16 protein-coding genes are annotated in these 21,880 nt (G+C 66.9%); 9 read left to right on the top strand and 7 right to left on the bottom strand.

Annotated features, from left to right (window positions below):
- Positions 1 to 80: 80 nt before the first annotated feature.
- Both SM191_RS15930 and SM191_RS15925 read right to left on the bottom strand, forming a co-directional pair.
- Entirely contained in the window at positions 81 to 2,486 is a 2,406-nt protein-coding gene (locus SM191_RS15930) for a TonB-dependent receptor (RefSeq protein ID WP_341507042.1), read from the bottom strand.
- 110 nt (positions 2,487 to 2,596) lie between these two features.
- On the bottom strand, positions 2,597 to 5,077 hold the full coding sequence (locus SM191_RS15925) for a DUF3772 domain-containing protein (protein WP_341507041.1): 2,481 nt from the start codon (positions 5,075 to 5,077) through the stop codon (positions 2,597 to 2,599).
- A gap of 240 nt (positions 5,078 to 5,317) precedes the next feature.
- Here SM191_RS15925 and SM191_RS15920 point away from each other — a divergent pair, with 240 nt between their 5' ends.
- From SM191_RS15920 to SM191_RS15890, 7 genes are all read left to right on the top strand, one after another.
- On the top strand, positions 5,318 to 6,883 hold the full coding sequence (locus SM191_RS15920; RefSeq protein ID WP_341507040.1) for a sensor histidine kinase: 1,566 nt from the start codon (positions 5,318 to 5,320) through the stop codon (positions 6,881 to 6,883).
- Positions 6,880 to 7,263, top strand: a complete 384-nt coding sequence (locus tag SM191_RS15915; protein ID WP_307002825.1) for a response regulator — start codon at positions 6,880 to 6,882, stop codon at positions 7,261 to 7,263. Before SM191_RS15920 ends, SM191_RS15915 begins: the two co-directional genes overlap by 4 nt.
- Positions 7,260 to 8,030 carry a Crp/Fnr family transcriptional regulator gene (locus tag SM191_RS15910; protein WP_307002826.1) on the top strand — a complete coding sequence of 257 codons (771 nt, stop codon included), beginning with the start codon at positions 7,260 to 7,262 and terminating at the stop codon, positions 8,028 to 8,030. Before SM191_RS15915 ends, SM191_RS15910 begins: the two co-directional genes overlap by 4 nt.
- 225 nt (positions 8,031 to 8,255) lie before the next feature.
- Positions 8,256 to 10,925 carry a TonB-dependent receptor gene (locus tag SM191_RS15905; protein WP_341507039.1) on the top strand — a complete coding sequence of 890 codons (2,670 nt, stop codon included), beginning with the start codon at positions 8,256 to 8,258 and terminating at the stop codon, positions 10,923 to 10,925.
- Entirely contained in the window at positions 10,925 to 12,019 is a 1,095-nt protein-coding gene (locus tag SM191_RS15900; protein WP_341507038.1) for a phosphatidylinositol-specific phospholipase C1-like protein, read from the top strand. Before SM191_RS15905 ends, SM191_RS15900 begins: the two co-directional genes overlap by 1 nt.
- A gap of 302 nt (positions 12,020 to 12,321) precedes the next feature.
- A complete protein-coding gene (locus SM191_RS15895; RefSeq protein WP_341507037.1) occupies positions 12,322 to 13,833 on the top strand; it encodes a DUF1800 domain-containing protein in 1,512 nt (503 codons plus the stop codon).
- Between the two features lie 9 nt (positions 13,834 to 13,842).
- The gene (locus tag SM191_RS15890; RefSeq protein WP_341507036.1) at positions 13,843 to 15,054 is read left to right on the top strand and encodes a DUF1501 domain-containing protein; all 1,212 of its coding nucleotides are present in this window, start codon (positions 13,843 to 13,845) and stop codon (positions 15,052 to 15,054) included.
- On the opposite strand, the gene SM191_RS15885 is transcribed toward SM191_RS15890, so the two are convergent.
- The 3 genes from SM191_RS15885 to SM191_RS15875 form a co-directional block, all read right to left on the bottom strand.
- A complete protein-coding gene (locus SM191_RS15885) occupies positions 14,992 to 15,483 on the bottom strand; it encodes an Rrf2 family transcriptional regulator (RefSeq protein ID WP_341507035.1) in 492 nt (163 codons plus the stop codon). The genes SM191_RS15890 and SM191_RS15885 overlap by 63 nt on opposite strands.
- 223 nt (positions 15,484 to 15,706) lie before the next feature.
- The gene (locus tag SM191_RS15880) at positions 15,707 to 16,492 is read right to left on the bottom strand and encodes a glutaminyl-peptide cyclotransferase (protein WP_341507034.1); all 786 of its coding nucleotides are present in this window, start codon (positions 16,490 to 16,492) and stop codon (positions 15,707 to 15,709) included.
- Positions 16,489 to 17,052, bottom strand: a complete 564-nt coding sequence (locus tag SM191_RS15875; RefSeq protein ID WP_341507033.1) for a helix-turn-helix domain-containing protein — start codon at positions 17,050 to 17,052, stop codon at positions 16,489 to 16,491. Before SM191_RS15875 ends, SM191_RS15880 begins: the two co-directional genes overlap by 4 nt.
- Positions 17,053 to 17,158: 106 nt before the next feature.
- Here SM191_RS15875 and dapF point away from each other — a divergent pair, with 106 nt between their 5' ends.
- Both dapF and SM191_RS15865 read left to right on the top strand, forming a co-directional pair.
- The gene (gene dapF, locus SM191_RS15870) at positions 17,159 to 18,094 is read left to right on the top strand and encodes a diaminopimelate epimerase (protein WP_341507032.1); all 936 of its coding nucleotides are present in this window, start codon (positions 17,159 to 17,161) and stop codon (positions 18,092 to 18,094) included.
- 320 nt (positions 18,095 to 18,414) lie between these two features.
- Positions 18,415 to 19,239, top strand: a complete 825-nt coding sequence (locus tag SM191_RS15865; protein WP_307002835.1) for an oxygenase MpaB family protein — start codon at positions 18,415 to 18,417, stop codon at positions 19,237 to 19,239.
- Positions 19,240 to 19,286: 47 nt separating this feature from the next.
- On the opposite strand, the gene SM191_RS15860 is transcribed toward SM191_RS15865, so the two are convergent.
- Both SM191_RS15860 and SM191_RS15855 read right to left on the bottom strand, forming a co-directional pair.
- Complete coding sequence (locus SM191_RS15860) at positions 19,287 to 20,207, bottom strand: MarR family winged helix-turn-helix transcriptional regulator (RefSeq protein ID WP_341507031.1); 921 nt, start codon at positions 20,205 to 20,207, stop codon at positions 19,287 to 19,289.
- A 145-nt stretch (positions 20,208 to 20,352) separates the two neighbouring features.
- On the bottom strand, positions 20,353 to 21,864 hold the full coding sequence (locus tag SM191_RS15855) for an NAD(P)(+) transhydrogenase (Re/Si-specific) subunit beta (protein WP_445949876.1): 1,512 nt from the start codon (positions 21,862 to 21,864) through the stop codon (positions 20,353 to 20,355).
- Positions 21,865 to 21,880 lie beyond the last annotated feature (16 nt).

Raw genomic sequence — 21,880 nt, 5'->3', positions numbered from 1 at the left:
GAGGAATGACTCTACGCGACAGGCCCCACAAAAAAAGGCCGCCCCGAAGGGCGGCCCGTCAGTTGGGGTATCGATCGGGATCAGAAGCGAACCGTCCCCTCCAGACCGATGGTGCGGGGCGGGTTGAAGTTGCCGTAATCGCCCAGCGTCGTCGCGTTGGCCGCCGAGCGACGATAGACGAACGTATTGTCGAGCAGGTTGCGGCTCCACAGCGAGATAGTCATCTTCGTGCCGTTCTCGGTCAGCGGGATGTCGGCCAGCGCGATACGACCGTTCATCACGAAGGTCTTGTCGGTGCGGGTCGTCTCGTTCTGGAAGCTATAGGCCGGGTCGGCATAGTTGCCGTCCAGGTGGAAGCGGACCTTGGCGTCCGAACCGGGCAGCGGCACCTCGTAATCGACATAGGCCGAGGCGGCGTTGCGCGGCGTGTAGACGACGAACACCTGGGTCAGCGCATTGCCCAGGAACGGGTTCGCCGTCGCGGGCACGTTGGTATAGGTATAGGCATAGGATGCGCCCACCGTCATGCCCTCGACCGGATTGGTCGTGATGTCGGCCTCGATCCCGCGAATCTTGGACGTGCCCGGCGCGTTGCGTGTTTCCTCGGTATGCAGGTTGTAGGTCGGGCTCGACGGATTGGTGTCGACATTGTCGAAGTCGATCTGCGTGCCCGTGCGGTCCATGATATACCCGGCCAGGTTGAGGCGGACGCGGCGGTCGAACAGGTCCATCTTCGACCCGATCTCATAGGCCTTGACCGCTTCGGGACCGAAGGCGGCGAAGGTCTGCGACCGGTCATTGGCACCGCCCGCGCGGTAGCCGGTCGAATATTTGGCGTAGAGATGGACGGTGTCGGTCGCGTCGAACGCCGCCGTCACCATCGGATCGAACCGGTTGTTGTTGAAGGTGAAGGGGAAGTTGGTGGACTTGCCCTGCACCAGATACAGCGTGCCGTTGCGCTTGTCGCGGGTGTAGCGACCGCCCAGCGTCAGGTGGAAGGCGTCGAAGCCCGCCGGCGTATAGGTGCCCTGCGCGAACGCCGCATAGCTATAGGCGCGCGCGAAGCTGCCCCGCTGGAGGAAGAACGACCCCGGTGCCCAGCCCTGGTTGCCCGAACCGATGGTGCCCAGCGCGGTCTGCGACAGGATGGTGTAGCCGGTGCCGTCGGCATTCCACTGGTTGGTCGACGGGGTCGCGGCCTCTTCGCGGGCGTTTTCGGTGAAGTAATAGAGGCCGGCCACGTAATCGAACTGCGGCACGCTGCCCACCGCCTGGAATTCCTGGCTGAACTGGTGCTGCTGCATGAAGGACAGGCTGTAGCGGCTGAACTTGCCGTTCGGCAGGAAGACGGTGCGGTGCGCGCCGCCCGAATTGTCCCACTGGTCGGTGGTGACCCCGCGCCACGCGGTGATCGAGCGCAGCTCCAGCCCCGGCGCGACGTCATAATTCAGCTTGGCCGAGAAGCCGTGCGTCTTGTCGACGCTATATTGCTGCGGCACGCCGATATCGGCGGTCTTCATGCGGTTGTCGCCCGACACGACGACCAGCGGCGACAAGGGCGCGATGGTGCCCGCGGGCAGCTTGCCGCCATTGGCGTTGATCTGCGCGATCGTCGCGACGGGCAGGCCGCGCGGATTGTAATTGATCAACTGGCTGTAGAAGGGCGTGTTCTCGTCCTTCGCCTGATCGTAGGACAGCTCGGCCGAGAAGCCGTCGACCGGCTTCCACACGGCGGCGACATGGCCGCCGACGCGGTTATAAGCGGCCCAGCCCACGCTGCCGGGCAGCGGGTTCTTCACGAACGGGTTCTGGTGCTGGATCACGCCGTCCAGCTTGATCGCGATATTGTTGAATTCGGGCAGGTTGACGTGCGCGGCGGTGTTGTACGCGCCGTAATTGCCGAACCCGGCGGTCAGCGAGCCGCCGAACTTGCCGGTCGGCTTGGCGGTGACGATCGACAGCGCGCCGCCCTCGGTATTGCGGCCGAACAGCGTGCCCTGCGGACCGCGCAGCACTTCGACGCGCTCGATATCGAACAGCGCGGCGTTCAGGCCCTGCGAGCGACCGATATAGACGCCGTCGAAATAGACGCCGACGCCGGTGTCACGCGCGGTCTGGTTCTGGTCGAAGGGGACGATGCCGCGGATGCCGACGGTCAGCGCCGACTGGCGCGCCTCGAAGGTGGCGACACGCAAGCTCGGCACGCTGCCGTCCGCCAGGTCGAGCAGGCTCTGGACGTGGCGGTCCTTGATCATCGCGGGGTCGATGACCGAGATCGCGATCGGCGTCTTCTGAAGGCTGGTCTCGCGCTTGGTCGCGGTGACCACGATCTCCTTCAGCTCGCCCGCATCGGCGGTCGGTTCCGCCGCGGCGGCAGCAGGGGCCGGATCGGCCGACTTGGTGTCGGCGGCGAAAGCGGGAGCGCCCGCCAGCGCCAGAAGCGCGGTCCCGCCCAGCAGCGTCGCGCGAATGAAATTGGTCGTCATGATCGTAATTATCCCTATCCCCCGATCGACCTGTCAGGTCGTCGCTGGCCGCGCGGATAGGGGCGCTGAAAGAAGCTGGTGTTACCTTTCCATGACCTGCCGAGACTTTTTCATTTCATCCTGGTTTCATCTTGGGCGGCCGTACTGGGCGCGGGCGCGGCGTAAGTCCCGGACTGGCGCACCAATTCCATCTTCTGCGGCACGGTGCCGATCTCGATCCCTTTCTCCCTCAGCGTCGAGAGGAGCGCGAACAACACGGCGCTGCGCGTACCATAGGCGGCGCGCGGGCTGTCGACATGGGCGAAGCAGTTGAAGTGGATGCGACCGTCGACGATCGAGTCGATAAAGGCCTTGGGCGCCGGGTCGTCCAGCACCGCCGACTCCGCCGCGAAGGAATCCAGCACCGCCTTGCGCACCACCTCCGCGTCTTCCTCGATCGGCACGGAAAACTGGATCTGGACCCGCCCAAGCGGCCCGGACAGCGTCTTGTTGAGCACCGACTTGGTGATGAGTTCGGAATTGGGGACGATCAGCGTCGAATGATCGGCCAGTTCGATCTCGGTCGAGCGCACGCTGATCCGCTTGACGTCGCCTTCGTCGGTGCCGACGCGGATCAGATCGCCGATCTTGATCGGCCGCTCGGCCAGCAGGATCAGGCCGGAAACGAAATTCTGGGTGATCGCCTGAAGGCCGAAACCGATGCCGACCGACAGGGCGGACAGGAGGAGCGCGATCCGCTCCACCCCGATGCCCAGCGACGCGAGCGCCCAGATGACCGCCAGTGCGATGCCGATATAGCGCGCGACCAGACTGATCGAATTGCGCCCCGACCCGTCCAGGTCGGTCGCGGGCAGGTAACGCTGCTCCAGCCAGCGCATGAAGATGCGCACCAGCCCCAGCCCGACGAACAGCACGACCAGCCCTTGCAGGATCGCGCCCGGCGATATCCAGACATTGCCGACCTTGATCCCGTCGGCGACCGTGGCAAGCTGATCGAAGATCGCCCCCGGATCGCCGCTCGCGCCGAAGGGGCGCAACAGCATCCCGAGCGCCAGCAGGACAAGCGCCAGCCGCACCACGCCCGACAGGATCAATCCGAACTGGTCGACCATGCTGCCGCGAATACCCAGCGCACGGGTCAGGGTGATGCCGACCTTGCTGTCCCGCACGAAGACGGTGGTGGCGATATCGTCCGCCGCGACCAGCATCAGATACAGCGCCGAGCCGAGCAGCACGGTCCAGCCGATCATCAGCGCGACGAACCAACTGAACCAGATATAGCCGATGACCAGCGCCAGCCCGGCCACGCCCACCGCGATCCAGGCGAGCAGGGTCGCGACGCTCAGCCCCGCGCTGACGCCCGCATGGGTCGCCTCTTCGCTGGTGGCGCGACGCGCGCGCAACTGGCCCAGCACGACCAGCGTCGCGACGATCAGCAACAGATGGAGCAGCGCCTCGGTCGCCTGGGTGGCGATCACCGCGCTGCGGCTGCTGCCGATCGCGCCCTCGAACGACCCGATCATCGCGGTCGCGAAGGTCAGCAGCATCAGCACCCAGGATAAGGGGCGCAGGCGGTTGGCCGTTTCGTCGTCGATCGGGGCGATCCGCCAGCTCGGCTGGCTCCGCATCAGGACCGCGCCGGTCACCGCCGCGGTGAACCCCGCCACGCCCGAGGCGAAGACGAAACCGTCGAGGAAACTGGTCCAGCGCTGCGGCAACAATCCCGACCAGCGCAGCCCCTGGACGAAGATAAAGGCCGCCACCAGCGGGCACAGCGTGCCGACCGCCACCCGCCAGAAGGTGTTGGCGGAGCGCCGCACCCGGCTGGGCGGCGCCTCCGCGATCAGGCGGCGCTGCGCCAGTCGATGCGCGCCCAGCCGCACCGGGCCCAGCAGCATGATCGCCAGCGCGAAGCCGAGCAGCGCGTGCCACGGCACCCCGCCGCGCCAGTGCTGCGCCACCTGTTCGCTGCCCTGTTTCAGGAACAGACCGACACGGCGAAGGTCGCGCGGCGCCTGTTCGAGCACGATGCTCCAAAAAGCCGGACTCAACGGCGACGGCGTCTTGGAGGATAGCTTCTCGTTGAACCGCTCGGCCTGGCTCCGGTCGATCTCGTCGATCAACTGTCCCGCCTCCACGCCCGCCAGCCGCCCGCGCTTGATCGCGGCGTCGAGCGTCGAACGCAGCGTCGAGAGGCTCTTGCGCTGCGCCTGCAATTCCGGGGCCTCGACCTCGCCCGGCGTGGCGGTGCCCAGACCCGTGATCCGCGCATTGACCAGCGCCAGTTGCTCGGTCAGGTCGGCGACCGCCTGCGTCGTGGCGTCCTGCGCCCCTTGTGCCCGGTCGCGCAGCGCGCGGCGGTCGTCGTCATCGACCTGGGCATCCAGCGCCCGATCGACCGAGCGCACATCCACCTCGGCCTGGGCGATGCGGGTCGTGGCTTCCGCCGCCGGATTGCCCTGCGCCGACGCGGGCGCCGCCATGGCGGTCAGGGCGATCAGGGCCGTCACGAACGCCGTCACCCACAGGGCGAGCCGGGCCCGAATGGCGGTTCGTGGAATGGCGGGCGACGACGGAAGATCTCGGGGCATGGACCGGGCCGTAAATTGCTGACTCCCGGCTCATAGCTTCCCACGCCCCGTCCGACGAGGGGGGAAGCCGCGTGGACCGAGGGCCGCTGCCCGCCCGCTCCGATTGCCACCTCGTCCGCTTTCGGGTGTATCGGGAGCCCGCAAGCACTGGGATCGTTGAAGAGGCTCGGGATTTTTCAGCGCATGACGGACTTGGCATTGATGAACGGGCAATCACCCCTACCAGCGCCGTCCGCCCCGATGCCCCAGGGCCCGGTGCCCCAAGGCCCGGTGCACCGCGATGCGCATGTGCTGGCCGGCATCAACCGCATCCTTCAGGAAGCGCTGCGCGCTTCGACCGAGGAGGAACTGGGTCGACTGTGCCTGGAGGTGGCGGAGGACCTGACCGGAGCGGAATTCAGCTTCTTCGGCGAACGGGGCCCATCGCACGACCGGCTGGACCATATCGCGATCAGCGAGCGCGGCTGGGCCGCCTGGCGCGGCGACGATCCCGATTACAGCGAGCGACAGCTTCCCAACGGTATGAAGATCCACGGCATCTTCGGCCAGGTGATCCTTCAGAATCGCAGCCTGATCGTCAACGATCCCGCCAGCCATCCCGACCGGGTGGGCACGCCCGACGGGCATCCGGGGCTGCGCAACTTCCTGGGCGTGCCGCTGCGCCGCGATGGCGAGACCTTCGCGATGTTCGCCCTCGGCAACCACCCGACCGGCTTCACCGAACGCGAACTGGCGATCGCTGAGGAACTGGCCCCCGCCATCGTCCAGGCGCTCCTGCGCAAACGCGCCGAGGTCGCCTCCCGCGCCAGCCAGCGCCGCCTGCTGTCGCTGATCGAAGGAATACCGCAACTGGTCTGGACCGCGACGCGCGACGGCCAATGGACCTGGGCGAGCGCGCAATGGGTGGCGATGACCGGCCTGTCGGTCGAGCAAAGCCTGGGCGACGGTTGGCTGGCCGCCGTCCATCCCGACGACCGGGACGCCGCACGCCGTTTCTGGGAAAGCGCGAGCGAAAACGGCGATCTGGCGATGGAGGGACGGCTGCGCCACGGCCAGACCGGACGCTATCGCTGGTTCAAGACGCGCGCGACGCCGGTGCATGACGATCATGGCCGGGTGATCGAATGGTTCGGCACCTCGACCGACATCGACACGCTGCGCCGCCTGCGCGAACGGCAGGAGACGCTGGTCGCCGAGTTGCAGCACCGGGTGCGCAACATCCTGACCATCGTGCGGTCGATCTTCACCCGCACGGTCGAAAGCGGCGGTCCGATCGACGAGATCGCGGACCATTTCCGCGGGCGGCTCGACTCGCTGGCGCGGACGCAGGTCGTCGCGACCCAGACGCGGTCGGGCAAGATCGATCTGGAAAACCTGATCCGCGACGAGTTGCTGGTGGTCGGCGCGATCGAGGACGAAAGGCTGTCGATCGAGGGGCCGGACGTGGCCCTGCCCGCCGATACCGCCGAGTCGATCGGGCTGGCGATCCATGAATTGACCACCAATGCGCTCAAATACGGGGCGCTGCGCCACCCCGCCGGCAGGCTCACCATCGCATGGGGAATCGAACATAAATCAAATAATAAATGCGAACTGATTGTAAAATGGGATGAAACAGGTGTACCAGCGATGCCGGTCCCACCCGTACGCCAGGGATTCGGGACCGAGTTGATCCGTGAGGCTTTGCCCTATGGGCTGGGTGCACGGACCAGACTGGAATTTCGCGGTGGCGGCGTGCTGTGCGTGGTATCCCTGCCATGGAGCGCGGACGACACCGATCCTGTGAACCGGAGCGCCGAGGGATGAGTCAGCCATCACCGCTCGCCGACAAGCGGATTCTTGTGGTCGAGGACGAATATTTCATCGCCCGCGACTTGGAACGGGCCCTGCGCGCCGCCGATGCGATCGTGGTCGGTCCGGTGGCGACCCTCGAACAAGGCCTGGACCTGGCCGAGAACCAGGCGCTCGACGCCGCCGTGCTGGATGTCAACCTGTCGGGCGAGCGCGCCTTCGAGATCGCCGATCGCCTGTCCGCGCGCGACGTGCCCTGGACCTTCCTGACCGGCTATGACGAATGGGCGTTGCCGGCCCCCTATCGCTCCGCCTCGATCGTCGCCAAGCCGTTTCAGGCCGACCGCGTCGTTCGCGCGATCGGGGCACTGATGCCCGACAAAGGATGCGCATGACCCCTGCTATCGCCGCTTCGGCCGCTTCGCCCGAGACCGTGGCCACCGCCGCGATCCGCCGATTGTCGGCGCTGTCGCCGCTCGATACGGGGGACATGGCAGTGCTGGACCGGGCCGCCGAAAGGGCGCGGACCTATCCGGTGCGGCACAGCTTCCTGACCATCGGTCGCCCCGTCCCGGAGCCGTTGCTGGTCCTGCAGGGCTGGGCGGCGCGCGTCCGCGTCCTGCCCGATGGACGGCGGCAGTTCATGAGCTTCTATCTGCCCGGCGAGGTGATCGGGACGACGCGCCATGCCACGCCGATCGCCTCGGCCACGGTGGTTTCGCTGACCGAGTGCACCGTCTGCACCGCGCCCACCGCCACGCCGGGCTCCTCGCTGGAACAGGCCTATGCGATCGGCGAGGCGCTGGACGAGGCCTATCTGCTGGGTCATGTGGTCCAACTCGGGCGGCTCAATGCGCAGGAGCGGATCGGCGACTTCCTGCTGGAAATCTATGAGCGACTGTCGCTCGCCGGGCTGACCGTGGGCGGCAGTTTCGAGATGCCGCTGACCCAGGAAATGCTGGCCGACGCGCTGGGGCTGACCCCCGTCCATGTCAACCGGATGATCCAGCAGGCGCGGCGCGACGGCGAGTTGATGTGGAAGTCGGGTCGCGTGCTGCTACGCGATCCCGAACGCACCGCGCGGACCATCGGTCGCTTCAGCCCGCAAGTCACCGGCCCGCAGACCCCGCTCGATGCGCGTTCCGCGCAATATGGCGACTGACCCCTCCCTGTTTGAGGGGCACCCGGCGCGGCGTGCCCTGCGTCAGTCCTGACAGGCCCCTTCCCCCCTTCCGGCGAGATTCGGTCGCTCATCCGCCATTTCTGACCGATTTCTGATCGACTTGGCTCCTTTCACGGTAACGTCATCAAATTTTCGCCAAGCTGACACTCAGCCAACCTAACGCCCCCGCCGAACCGGCAAGACAGCCGATGGGGGATTTATCAAATGCTTACGTTCCGCAGCCTGTTGAAGGCATCGGCCTCGCTCATTCTGGCGACCGGCCCGCTGGTCGCCCATGCGCAGGACACCACCGCCGCGACCGCCGCCGCGCCGCAGGCCGCCGAGAGCAGCGACGGGCAGAATGACGAAATCGTCGTCAACGGCACCTATGCGCGCAGCCTGGCGGCGGGCATCGAGACCAAGCGCCGCGCCGCCTACGGCGTCGATTCGATCAGTTCGACCGATATCGGCAAGTTCCCCACCCAGAATGTCGCCGAAGCGCTTCAGCTCGTCCCCGGCGTGGCGATCACCCGCCCGCGCGGCGAAGGCCTCTACGTCAGCGTTCGTGGCCTGGGGCCGCAATTCCAGAACACACTGATGAACGGTCGCACCGTCGCGCTCAACGACCTGATCGAGAATGGCGGCGCGGCGGGGCGTCAGTTCCGCTTCGAGATGCTGCCCGCCGAATTCACCTCCAGCATCGATGTCGTGAAGACCCCGACCGCCGATATGAGCGAGGGCGCGCTGGGCGGTAACATCGACGTCAAGACCTTCCACCCGCTGGAGGTCGGCAACAAGACGACCGTCAACATTCGCGGCACCTATACGACGCAGACCAAGGATGTGCGGCCCAACGTCACCGTGCTGACCAGCGCGAAGAATGACAGCGGCACCTTCGGCATCCTCGCGGGTGCGCAATATTGGGGCAAGGCGGTCCGCAACGACCGGTTCATGAATTTCGGCTGGCTGCTCAACCGCTACACCTCGCCACAGGCGGGCGGCGCGCCCACCGGTCTCTACTCGCCGACCCGCACCCGTCCGACCGTCGAGACCGAGGATCGCAAGCGCATCTCCGGCATCGTCTCGGCACAATGGGCCCCGACCCCGGAATTGCAGACGACGCTGGACGTGATCGCGACCCGGCTGGATGTCGCCTATGACGAGTTCGGCCTGGACATCTATCCCGATGACGGCGGCACGGCGGGCGGTCCCCCGGCGCAGATCCAGCCGGGCTATACGGTCGTGGGCGACACCATCACCAAGGCGACGATCAACAATGTCCGCTTCATGGGCACGCGCGAATACAGCCTCAACCGTCACGACCTGCTGACCATCGGGCTGAAACAGGCCTGGAACCCCGATCGCTGGCATGTCAACGCCAATGTCAACTGGTCGGCGGCGCACAGCTATCACCCCGATTACCGCACCGGCACCGTGCGCAGCCGTGCGTATTTCATCGCGCCGCTGACCTATGACGCGTCGGCGGGCTATCAGTCGATCCCGACCTTCACCACGCCGGTCGACGTCACCAACCCGGCCAATTACAAGCTGTTCCAATTCAATATCGCGCCCAAGGACAGCAAGGACTGGGACGTCTATTCGCGGGCGGACGTGGCCCGTGATCTCGATGGTTTCCTGTCGAAGCTGGCGGCGGGCGGCGAATATCACTGGCGCAAGCGCGACTATTTCCGCCGCGATTACCTGATCGACACGGCGACCAACCAGCCGCTGACCAATTTCGGCGCGGGCGCGTATCAGCAGCTTCCCTATGACGATTTCCTGTCGGGCGTGTCGGGCAATGCCTTCCGCAACTGGCTGGTGCCGGTGACGGCGGCCTATGTCGGCAATTTCTTTACCCCCGCCATCCAGGCCCAGCCGATCACCAATGGCGATCGCCGTTCGTCCTTCGTGGTGACGGAGAAGATCGCCGCGGCGTACTTGCGCGCCGATTACCAGTTCGATGCGGGGCAGGTGCCCGTCACCGGCAATCTGGGCGTCCGCTATGTCCATACCGATCAGGTGGCGAGCGGCACACTGACCAGCGGCAGCGTCGCCACCCCGGTCAGCTACCCCAAGACGTTCAACAACGTCCTGCCCAGCTTCAACCTGCGCGCCGACCTGACGCCCAAGCTGGTCGGTCGTCTGGCCGCCAGCCGGGTGCTGACCCGCCCCAACGTCACCGACACCGCGCCGCGCATCACCGTGTCGACCGACGCGCCGACCGCCAGCGGCGGCAACCCGCAGCTCGTGCCCTTCCTCGCGACGCAATTCGACGGGTCGCTGGAATGGTATTTCGCCCCCTCGGGGATGCTGTCGGGCGCGGTCTTCTACAAGGCGATGGACGACTACATCACCCAGTCGAACACCGAGATCAACATTCCGGGTCGCGGCATCGTACGCCTGTCCAGTTCGGTCAATGGCGGCAATGCCAAGGTCTATGGCGCGGAGGCGGCCTATAGCCAGGTCTTCACCTTCCTGCCCGCGCCCTTCGACGGCTTCGGCGTGCAGGGCAGCTACACCCATACCGAGGTGAAGGCCGATTACACGGCCGGTTCGCGGACCATCAAGGACCAGTTGATCGGCCTGTCGAAGAACAGCTTCAACCTGGTCGGCTTCTACGACAAGGGGCCGCTGTCGGCGCGTCTCTCCCATGTCTGGCGCGACAAATATCTGTCGGGCACGGGCAGCACGGTGCAGGCGCCCACCTATGTCGCGGCCTTCGGTTCGCTGGACGGGCAATTGTCGGTGCGTGCTGCGGAAAACCTGACGCTCAGCCTGGAGGGCATCAACCTCGCCGGTGCGCATCAGGACACCTATAACGACAGCAAGCAGCGCTTCGGCGAGATCAACTATTATGGCCGGACGATCCTGTTCGGCGTGCGGGCGGAGTTCTGATGAAGGTCTTCCTCACCCTGGCGGCGGTCCTTGCGACCGCCGCCGCAGCCGTGCCGCAGCAGCCGCTCCGGATGAACGACATTCAGGTCGTCGGCTCGCACAACAGCTACAAGAAGCGGATCGCGCCCGCCGTCTTCGCCGAGCTGGAGCGCCGGGATCCCAAACTCGCCGCCGCGCTGGATTACGATCATCTGACGCTGGCGCAACAGCTTGATCGCGGCGTGCGGCAGTTGGAGATCGACATCTTCGCCGACCCCGAAGGCGGCCGTTTCGCCCATCCCAAGGGCGAGGCGATGGCCCGCGCGGCGGGTGAACAGACCGACTTCGACGGGGCCGCGATGATGAAGCCGGGCTTCAAGGTCTTCCATATCCCGGAGGTCGATTACCGCTCCTGCGGCACCTTCAAACAGTGCATCGGCCAGATCGATGCCTGGTCGCGCGCGCATCCGCGCCACCTGCCGATCATGGTGACGATCAACGCCGCCGACCGGCCGATCGACAAGCCCGGCGTCACCGATCCCCTGCCCCTGACCGCGCCGCTGCTCGACGCGTTGGATGCGGAGATTCGCAGCGTTCTGAAGCCGGACAGGATCATCACGCCCGATGACGTGCGCGGCAACGCGGCGACGCTCCGCGAGGCGGTGACCAGCAACGGCTGGCCGACGCTGGAGAGCGCGCGCGGGAAAATCTGGTTCGTGCTGGATACGCCCAGCGACGTGTCCGACCTGTACCGCGCCGGTCACCCCTCGCTGAAGGGGCGGGCCATTTTCGGCTGGTACGACACCGACCAGCCCGAGGCCTCGGTCGAGATCGTCGGCGATCCGCGCACCGACGGCGCAAAGATCGGCGAATGGGTGAAACAGGGCTTCATCGTCCGCACCCGCAGCGACGCCGACACGAAGGAAGCGCGCGAGAACGACCATGCCCGCGCAAAAGCCGCCATCGACAGCGGCGCGCAGGCGGTGTCGACCGACTATTACCCCGGCGCGCCGACGCGGAGCTGGAGCAAGGGCTTCAACGTGACCCTGCCGGGCGGGGTGATGGAGCGGTGCAATCCCGTGACGCGAGCCGTTGGGTGCGAGTTGCCGGAATAAACAAATCCTCCCCGGTACGGGGAGGTGGCAGCGCGCAGCGCTGACGGAGGGGGGCTTCCACACAGGATGTGCCCAGCGGCGATCCCCCTCCACCAGCTTCGTGTTCGAGCGAGATTAGCGAGATTGTGCCCCCGGCACAATCTCGCTCGAACACCCCCTGCCCGTGCCGGGGAGGATTGATGGCCGTCCGCTGACGCGCTTGTCACGTCCGAGCAAGCCGAGGTTCAGTCTCTTTCTGCCACAGAAAGCGCCGACGAAGCCTGTGCCCGTTCGGTCGGTACAGGCACCACCGAGAGCGGATCATGGCGCGGATCGCTTGTCTGGGAATGATGGTTCCGGCGCTGTTGGCGGCGGCGCCTGCCTCTGCCGCCGATGCAGCGCGCGACGCCGCCTGGGCCGAGCGGCTCGGCTGGGGGCCGTCGGCGGCAGCCGATGGCGGCCCCGCACCGGGCAGCGACGCCTGGCTGCGCCACCAGTTGAGCGACCCGCCCGCCCCCCTGCCCCCGGCAGCGCAGGCTCAGATCGACGCGATGCGCATCTCGCGCGAACGGGTCGCCGCCTTGGTCGTCGAGACCGACGCCATGCAGCGCGACCTGAAGGCGATCACCGATCCCGATCAGCGCAAGGCCGCGCGCGAAGCCTATCAGAAGACGCTCAACGGCCTGGCCGACGAGGCGCGGCAGCGTTTCGTGCTGCGCGCGCTCTATTCGCCCGACCAGTTGCGCGAGCGGATGACCTGGTTCTGGTTCAACCATTTCAACGTCCAGGCGGGCAAGCGCGACATTCGCGCGATGGTCGGGGACTATGAAGAGACGATCCGCGCCCATGCGCTGGGCCGCTATCGCGATCTGCTGGAGGCGACGCTGCGCCACCCGGCGATGCTGCGCTATCTGGACAATGACCAGAACGCCAAAGGCAAGATCAACGAGAATTACGCGCGCGAGATCATGGAGCTGCACTCCATGGGAGTCGGCTCGGGATACAGCCAGCAGGACGTGCAGGAGCTGGCGCGCATCCTGACCGGCGTCGGCGTCGACCAGAAACCCGATGCGCCGAAGCTGAAACCCGAGCTTCAGCCGCTCTACCTCCGCGCCGGACTGTTCGAGTTCAACCCCGCCCGCCACGATTTCGGCACCAAGCATTTTCTGGGCCATGAGATCAAGGGATCGGGCTTTGCCGAGGTCGAGCAGGCGCTGGACCTGATCGCCGACAGCCCGGCGACCGCGCATCATGTGTCGTTGCGGATCGCGACCTATTTCATGGGCGACACGCCGCCCCCCGCGCTGGTCGATCGGATGGCGGCGAAATTCCGCCAGAGCCATGGCGACATCGCCGAAGTGTTGCGCACCATGATCCGCTCGCGCGAATTCGGCGGCGCGGCCACCGGCGGGTTTAAGGAGCCGGTCGGCTATACCCTGTCGGCGGTGCGGCTCGCCTATGGCGACCGGGACGTCACCAATGCCAAGCCGATCATCAACTGGATGCGCCAGATGGGCGAAGGGCTGTACGACCATGAGACGCCCGACGGTTATGACCTGTCCAGCGCCGCCTGGTCGGGGCCGGGACAGATGGCGACACGCTTCGATATCGCGCGGCAGATCGGCGGCGGCGCGGCGCGGCTGTTCCAGTCGCCCGACGCCGCACCCGATGCGCCGCCGCCACCCTCCCCGCCGCCCCTGTTGAAGGGCTCGCCCGTCATCGCCGCGCGCATGGCGACGCTGGGCAAGCCGACGCTCGCCGCGCTCGGCCAGGCGCGATCCCCGGCGGAGTGGAACAGCCTGTATTTCTCCTCGCCCGAATTCATGCACCGATAGGAGGATCGCATGAGGATTCCCCATATCCACCGCCGCGACCTGTTGATGGGTGCCGCCGCCATGGCCCCGATGGTGATGGCAGGCCGCGCCTTCGCCGCACCGCAGGCGGGCAGCCGGTTGCTGGTCGTCTTCCTGCGCGGGGCCTATGACGCGGTGAACATCGTGGTGCCCAGCACCAGCGACTTCTACCGCCAGTCACGCCCGACCATCGCTCTGCCCAGGCCCGATCCGGCCAATCCCAATGCCCCGCTACCGCTCGACGCCGATTGGGCGCTGCATCCGGCGCTGAAGGACTCGATCCTGCCGCTGTGGCAGGCGAAGCAGATCGCCTTCGTCCCCTTCGCAGGGACCGACGATATGAGCCGCAGCCATTTCGAGACGCAGGACACGATCGAGCTGGGCCAGCCGGTCGGCGGGCACCGCGATTATGGCTCGGGCTTCATGGCGCGGCTCGCCGACATATTGGGCACGGGCGAGAAGCCGATCGCCTTCACCGACCAACTGCCTTTGTGCTTCCGGGGCGGCGACGATCCCATCCCCAATCTCGCGCTCGCCAATGTCGGCAAGCCGATCGATCAGCGCCAGGCCACGCTGATCCAGAGCATGTATGCCGGGCATCCCGACCTCGCCCGTTCGGTCAGCGAGGGCTTCACCGTGCGCGACACCGTCTACAAGACGCTGGATCAGGAGATGAAGGCCGCCAGCCGGGGTGCCGTCTCTGCCAAGGGATTCGCGCTATCGGCGCAGCGGATCGGCACGTTGATGCGCGACCGGTTCAACCTGGCGTTCGTCGATGTCGGCGGCTGGGACACCCATGTGAACCAGGGCGGCGCGACCGGTTATCTGGCCGACCGGATCGGCGATCTGGGGCGCGGGCTGGCCGGGTTCGCCCAGGCGATCGGGCCGGAGGCGTGGCGCAGCACCACGGTCGTCGTCGTGTCGGAGTTCGGCCGCACCTTCCGCGAAAATGGCGACCGGGGCACCGATCACGGCCATGGCAGCATCTATTGGGTGATGGGCGGCGGCGTGTCGGGCGGGCGGATGGCGGGGGAGCAGGTCCCCCTGTCCGCCGCCACGCTCAACCAGAATCGCGACCTGCCCGTGCTGACCGATTACCGCGCGCTGATCGGCGGGCTGGTCGGGCGGCAGTTCGGCCTGTCAGCCAGCCGCCTGGCGCCGCTGTTCCCCGACAGCCGCACGACCGATCTGCGCCTGATCTGACAGGACCCCGGCCCGCTCGCGAATATCGTCGAGTACATCGTCCAGCGTCAGCCCGGCGAGCTTGTCCTCCAGCGCCTCGCGCACCGGGGTCAGCATCGTCTCCAGGCTGGCCGTGATGTGCCGGTCGATCATCCCCTCGCCATCGGGCGGCTGGCGGTGAAAGGCGAAGAAGTTGCGATCCTCCACCGCCTGATACACATCCACCAGCCGGATATCGGCGGAGGACTTGGCCAGCATCGCGCCACCGCGATTGCCCAGTTGCGACCGGGTCAGCCCCGCCGCCGCCAGCCGCAGCAGCAGCGCGCGGACCACTGCCGCGTTGGAATTGACGCTGACCGCGATATCCTCGGAGCGCAGCGGCGTGTCGCCATGCTCGGCCATCAGGGCGAGCATATGCAGCGAGACGACAAAACGGGTGCTGGTCGGCAACTCTCAACGCTCCTTGTTCACGGCCCCGGCGCGGCCGCGTCAACCGCGACGGCCATGGATCGGCGTCATCCCCATGAATGGATCATGGCGACTTTTCAATTCCTGATCCATGTTATTTTTCATAATCTTATTTCGTTAACGTTCCAGGGTTGAAACATATCCGAATAATTTTCGATCATGATGGATCGGATTCGCCGCCCTCGCGACGTCCGACGCCGCCAGTTCAGCGCGGCTTGGCAGAGGGGAGGCGGATCTCGAACAACTCCGGCCAGTTCTTGCCCGTCACATAGATACGATGCTTCACCCGGTCATAGGCGATGCCGTTGGGCACCGAATCCCGGTCGGTCAGGGCGACCCGGTTCACCAGGTCGCTGAGATCGACCACACCCGCCACCGTGCCGGTCGCCGGATCGATCCGCACGATATAGGGCGTCATCCAGACATTGGCCCAGATCTGCCCGTCGATATATTCCAGCTCGTTGAGATATTTCAGCGGCCGCCCATTGACCGTCACGTCGAGCGTCCGCGCGACCTTCATCGTCTTGGGGTCCAGGAAACGCAGCCGGGGCGTGCCGTCGGACAGGATGATGTGATGCCCGTCATCGGTCATCGCCCAGCCTTCGCCGTCATAGCGCCATTCGCCGGTGCGCTTCAGCGCGGGACGGGTCCAGCGAAAACCGCGACCGCCATGCCAGGTGACGCTGCGCAATTCGGGGCCCCAGGCGACGATCCCCTCGCCGAACAGCCCATCGGGCACGGTCGCCTGGCGGAGCGTCTTGCCGGTGGCGAGATCGACCTGGCGGATGATGCTCTGCCCCTCGCGCCCCGTACTTTCATACATCGCGCCGTCCGCGATCAGCAGCCCTTCGGTAAAGGCGGTGGTATCGTGCGGATAGGCATGGACCAGTTCGGGCTTCTCGACCGGCGCGGGCGTGGGCGTAGGAGCCGCCTGCTGCGCCGCGGCGGGCAGGGCCAGGACGAGCGCCAGCGGCAGGACGAACCGGATCACAGCGTGCGCACCAGTCGTGCGACCCGTGCGATCCAGGCGGGCGCGGGCACCGTCACCCCCGCCGTCCCCGGCTCCAGCGGCAACAGGTGGAGCGCGTCGGGCAGCACGGCGGCAAGCCGTGCGAAGACATAGCCACCGGCGGGGCGGGGGAGGAGGATATCGCGATTCATGGCCTGGCTGAATCTATCCGGCCCCAGCGGCTCGCACCAGAGTTCATCGCCTGCCCGGTAATCGCCGATCGCACCCGTGACCGTCACCGCCATCATCCCGGGCGTCGCGCAAGGCGGCGAGACGACCCGTGCGCTGCGCGGCGCCACCGCCCCACGCGGCCCCAGCAACGCCGCGACCGGCAGGGTCTCGCGCACCGGCAACGTCACCAGATCGGTCGTGGTGCAGCCCAGGGCGGCGGCGATCCGGTTGAGCCAGGGCAGCGACACGGTGCGCGTTCCCATTTCCAGCCGCCCGATCGTCTGCGGCGTGGTGGGCGGGCAACAGGCGCGCGCGACATCGTCCAGCGTCATGCCCTTGGCGCGGCGCACCTCGCGGATCGCGGTGATCATCGCCGTTGTCCCTTCCCATCCACGCGGTCGCATCCTTCCTGCCCGGCTGGCGAAGCCGGTCCGGCCGGGCTAAGCGGCTGGCCTATCATCTGCCGGAGTTATCGCCATGCGGTTCGCGATCGTCAAATGCCATGGATCGGGCAATGATTTCCCGATGATCGACGCACGCGACCTGTCCCTGAGCGAGACGGAGTGGGCGGGCGTGGCGCGCGCACTCGCCGACCGGGCCGGGCCGGTGGGTGGCGATGGCATCCTCCTGCTGGTCCCCGGTGACGACCGGGCCGCGTTCGGCATGGTGATGCGCAACAGCGACGGCAGCGAAGCCGAAACCTGCCTCAACGGCGTCCGCTGCGTCGCGCGGGCAGGGTTCGAGGCGCTGGGGATCGACGCCGCGACCGTCCGGCTGAAGACCTCGCACGCCGATGCCGTTCGCGACGCCGAGCTGTCGCCGGGCGTCTATACGGTCCGCGAAACGGCGGGACCGGCGGGGCTGTCCACCGCCGCCTGGCCGATCCATGGTGCGCCGGAGCAGCTGGTCGACGCAGTGCTGCCCATGCTGGACGGCACCCGCCGCTTCACCGCCGTCACCATGCCCAATCCCCATCTCGTCCATTTCGTCGACCAGGTGGACGAGACCGAACTGGTCCGCCTGGGCCGGATATGCGAAGCCGCGCCCGAATGGCTGCCCAACCGCGCCAATCTGTCCTTCGTCGAGCTGCGCGGCGACGCGCTGTTCGTTCGGACGTTCGAGCGGGGCGTCGGCCTGACCGATAGCTGCGGCAGCGCGATGGCGGCCTCCACCTATGCCGCCTGCCTGACCGGACGAATCGCCTGGGACCGCCCGACCGTGGTGTTCAATCGGGGCGGCCTGGTCCGCGCCTTTGCGGGGCAGGACGGAATGGTCACGCTGTCGGGCAATGCCACCTATGAATGGGCGGGTTCGATCTCGGTCGATCTGGCGACCGAGACGGCCAGCGACCTGGTGGTCGAACGGCGCTTCCCCGATGAGATCGCCGCCTGGGATGCCGCCAAGCGGGGGTGAGCCGGGCGGGCGGTTTTCGGCAAGGGCGGAGCATGGCGTTTAACCGCGCTCAGGCTGAACGAAGATTTGGCAGGCCGTCTGGGTTATCTTCTCACCGATCATCCCAGCATCCGTTCGCACTGAGCGAAGTCGACGTGCATGGGAAGGTCGGCGGGGGCGGAACATGGCCTTCGACTTCGCTCAGGCTGAACGGGGTTAAGGTTGAAGCTGCCCCTTGGGAACCGCGGCCCCACAACACCCCGCTCCGTTCGCGTTGAGCGAAGTCGAAGCGCATGGGCCGTCCCTCGCAACACATTGCGGAAGCGAAGCGTTGACCCGTCATGCTTCCCGTCCGCCGCCAGATCGCCGACCAGATACGTGACGTGGTCGGTTCCCGCGCACTCGACCTGACGCGGCCGCCGGGGGATGACGGTCTGTTCGGGCCGGGTTCGGCGACATGGGCAGTGCATGGCGATTTCACCGCGATGATGGCGGGCGGGATCGCGTCGTTGCTTATCCAGATGCTCCACCCCGCCGCGCTGGCGGGGGTGTGGGACCATTCCAATTTCCGCCGCGACATGGCGGGGCGGCTGCGGCGGACGGCGGGGTTCATCTCGGTCACCACCTATGGCTCGACCGAGGCGGCGGAGGCGATGATCGCCCGCGTCCGGCAGGTTCACGACCGGGTCGGCGGCACCCTGCCCGACGGCACGCCCTATAGCGCCAATGACCCGCATCTGCTGACCTTCGTCCATGCCGCCGAGGTGGATAGCTTCCTGCGCGCGCATCGCACCTATCGCGATCCCGATTTCTCCGACGCACAAGCCGACCGCTATCTGGCGGAGATGGCGACGATCGCGTACCGGTTGGGCGCTAGGGACGTGCCGGAGGACCGGCATCACCTCGCGCGCTTCCTCGATTCGATCCGGGCGGAACTGCGCGTCGATGCGCGCACCCGCACGGTCGCGCGCACCCTGCTCAACCAGCCCGCCCCCAGCCCCGCGCTGGCGCCGGTCGCGACCTGGCTGACCCAGGCCGGGATCGCCCTGCTACCCGACTGGGCGGCGCGATTGCACGGGCTGGACGGCCCCGCCGCCATCCGTCCGGCGATCCGGGCGGGCACCCGGCGGTTGGGGGGCGCGATCCGCTGGGCCCTGGCGGGCTGAGCCGAAGCTTTTGGAAATTAGCTATTTTTCCAATTCCCAACAGCCTCTTACAGCGTCCCCAGCCGCCGGATCGCGTCGAGATAACCGCGCATCCCGTCCAACGCATAGGGGGTCAGCATCATGAAGGCGCGGCGGCGGTCGACCGGGTCGGGCTGGCGCGCGAACAGGCCCGCCTCGGTCATCTTGCCGATCCAGCGCAGCGCGGTCGTGGGCGCGACGGCGGCGGCGATGCACAGGCTGGAAACCGACACCCGCGTCCCCTCCAGACTGGCGGCGTAGAGGTCGAGCAGCATGTCCCAGGCGGGTTCCTCGAACAGTCCCGAGCCAAAGAAGCCGTCACGCAACCGCCGGGCCCGGATCATCCGGCGCACCAGCTCGGCGTCGCCCGGTTGCGCGCGGGCCGGGGTCGCGTGAAAACTCTGGTGCCGATCGCCGACACCGCCGCGCCGACTTTCCTCCTCCTGCACCGACAGCCGCGCCAGCGCCTCGGCAATCCGCGCGACCTCGGCGTTCAGCCGCCGCAGGCGTTCGGACTCCCCCTCGCGGAAATGGGCGTGCAGCAACGAGGCGGCACTGTTGCTCGCCCCCGCGACCGCGAGCGCGGCGACCAGTTCGGTCTGGCTGGCGTCGCACAGCATCGCGACGCGCGGCCCCAGCAGCATCGCGGCGACCAGGTCGATCTCCGCCGTGCCCAGACTGACCACGATGGGCAGGTCGAGCGCGGTCGCCACCGCGTCGATCCGGGCGAGCGCGATCTCCATCGCGTCCGGCTCCGCCCCATGCGTATCGACCAGCAATAGCGGACGGCCCGCCTGCTGCCCGATCTCATCGGCGACGGATGTCCATGCGATCGTGCGCAGAACCCGCCCCCCGGCCTGCTGCACCGCATCGCTCGCCGCTGCGGAAAGCGCCGGCGCGCTGATCACCACGACACCGAAACCACCCCCGTAAAGCTCTTGTTCGTTCACCCTCGTCCCCTGCGGCCTTCCCATCGCAGGCCCGTAGATCGCCCCGATCCCACGGGCCCAGCGTATGTATCACTACGACACACGATGCCATTGATCTAGCAACTGGAACGGCGTTCGGGGGGCTGCGTCAGTCCGAATCGGACACTTAGCCGAGAGCTTTGACGATTTCCTCGACCATCTTCTTGGCATCGGCCAACAGCATCATGGTATTGTCGCGATAAAACAGTTCGTTATCGACCCCGGCATAGCCGACGCCGCCCATCGACCGCTTGATGAAGAGTACGGTCTTGGCTTTCTCCACATCCAGCACGGGCATGCCGTAAATGGGGGAGGAGCGGTCGGTCTTGGCCGCGGGGTTGGTCACGTCGTTCGCGCCGATGACGAAGGCGACATCGGTCTGGGCGAATTCGGCGTTGATGTCCTCCAGCTCGAACACCTCGTCATAGGGGACGTTCGCCTCGGCCAGCAGGACGTTCATATGGCCGGGCATGCGGCCCGCCACCGGGTGGATGGCGTATTTGACGCGGACGCCTTCCTTCTTGAGGAGGTCGCCCATCTCGCGAAGGACATGCTGCGCCTGCGCCACCGCCATGCCATAACCGGGGACGATGACGACCTGCTCGGCCTGGCTCATCAGGAAGGCCGCATCCTCGGCGCTGCCCCGCTTCCACGGGCGATCGGCCGCCGCGCCGCCGCCCGCGCTCCCCGCATCGCTCGCGCCGAAGCCGCCTGCGATCACACTGATGAAGCTGCGGTTCATCGCCCGGCACATGATGTAGGACAGGATCGCGCCCGACGAACCGACCAGCGCGCCGGTGATGATCATCGCGCTGTTGTGCAGGGTGAAGCCCATCGCCGCCGCCGCCCAGCCCGAATAGCTGTTCAGCATCGACACCACGACCGGCATGTCCGCCCCGCCAATGGGCACGATCAGCAGGAAGCCGATGGCGAAGGACAATATGGTGATCGTCCAGAAGATCCATGGCGACTGGTCGCGCGTGAACATCGCCACCAGGATGACGATCGCGCCCAATATGCCGAGATTCAGCGCATGGCGGCCGGGAAGCAGGATCGGCTTTCCCCCCATATTGCCGTTGAGCTTCAGGAAGGCGATGACCGAGCCCGAAAAGGTGATCGCGCCGATCGCGACGCCCAGCGCCATCTCGACCCGGCTGACGACATGGATGCTGGCGAATGGCTGGCCGATCATCGGCACCACCATGTCGGCGATGTCGAAGGCGACCGGGTTGAGGAAGGCCGCGCAGGCGACCGCGACCGCCGCGAGGCCGACCAGCGAGTGGAAGGCGGCGACAAGCTGCGGCATCGCGGTCATCGCGATACGGCGCGCGGTGGTGATGCCTATAGCTGCGCCCAGACCGATGGCGGCGAGAATTTCCGCGATCGCGATCCAGTCGACGCCTTGATCGTCGAAATTGCGGCTCCCCTCCGGCAGACCAAAGGGCACGTGCGTGACCAGGGTGGTGATGACCGCGATAGCCATGCCCGCCATGCCAAAGCGGTTGCCCCGCTGGCTGGTCGTCGGGCTCGACAGCCCACGCAGCGCCAGGATGAAGCATACCCCCGCGACCAGATAGGCGAGCGAAACCCAGGGACTGGCGGGGAGCGCATTCACCCCGCCGATGGTCCCGGTGGACAGCGCGGGTGGCACGGGT

The sequence above is a fragment of the Sphingomonas sp. 2378 genome, from assembly GCF_038084995.1.
Taxonomy (GTDB): Bacteria; Pseudomonadota; Alphaproteobacteria; order Sphingomonadales; family Sphingomonadaceae; genus Sphingomonas.
This window is presented reverse-complemented; position numbering and strand designations above follow the sequence as displayed.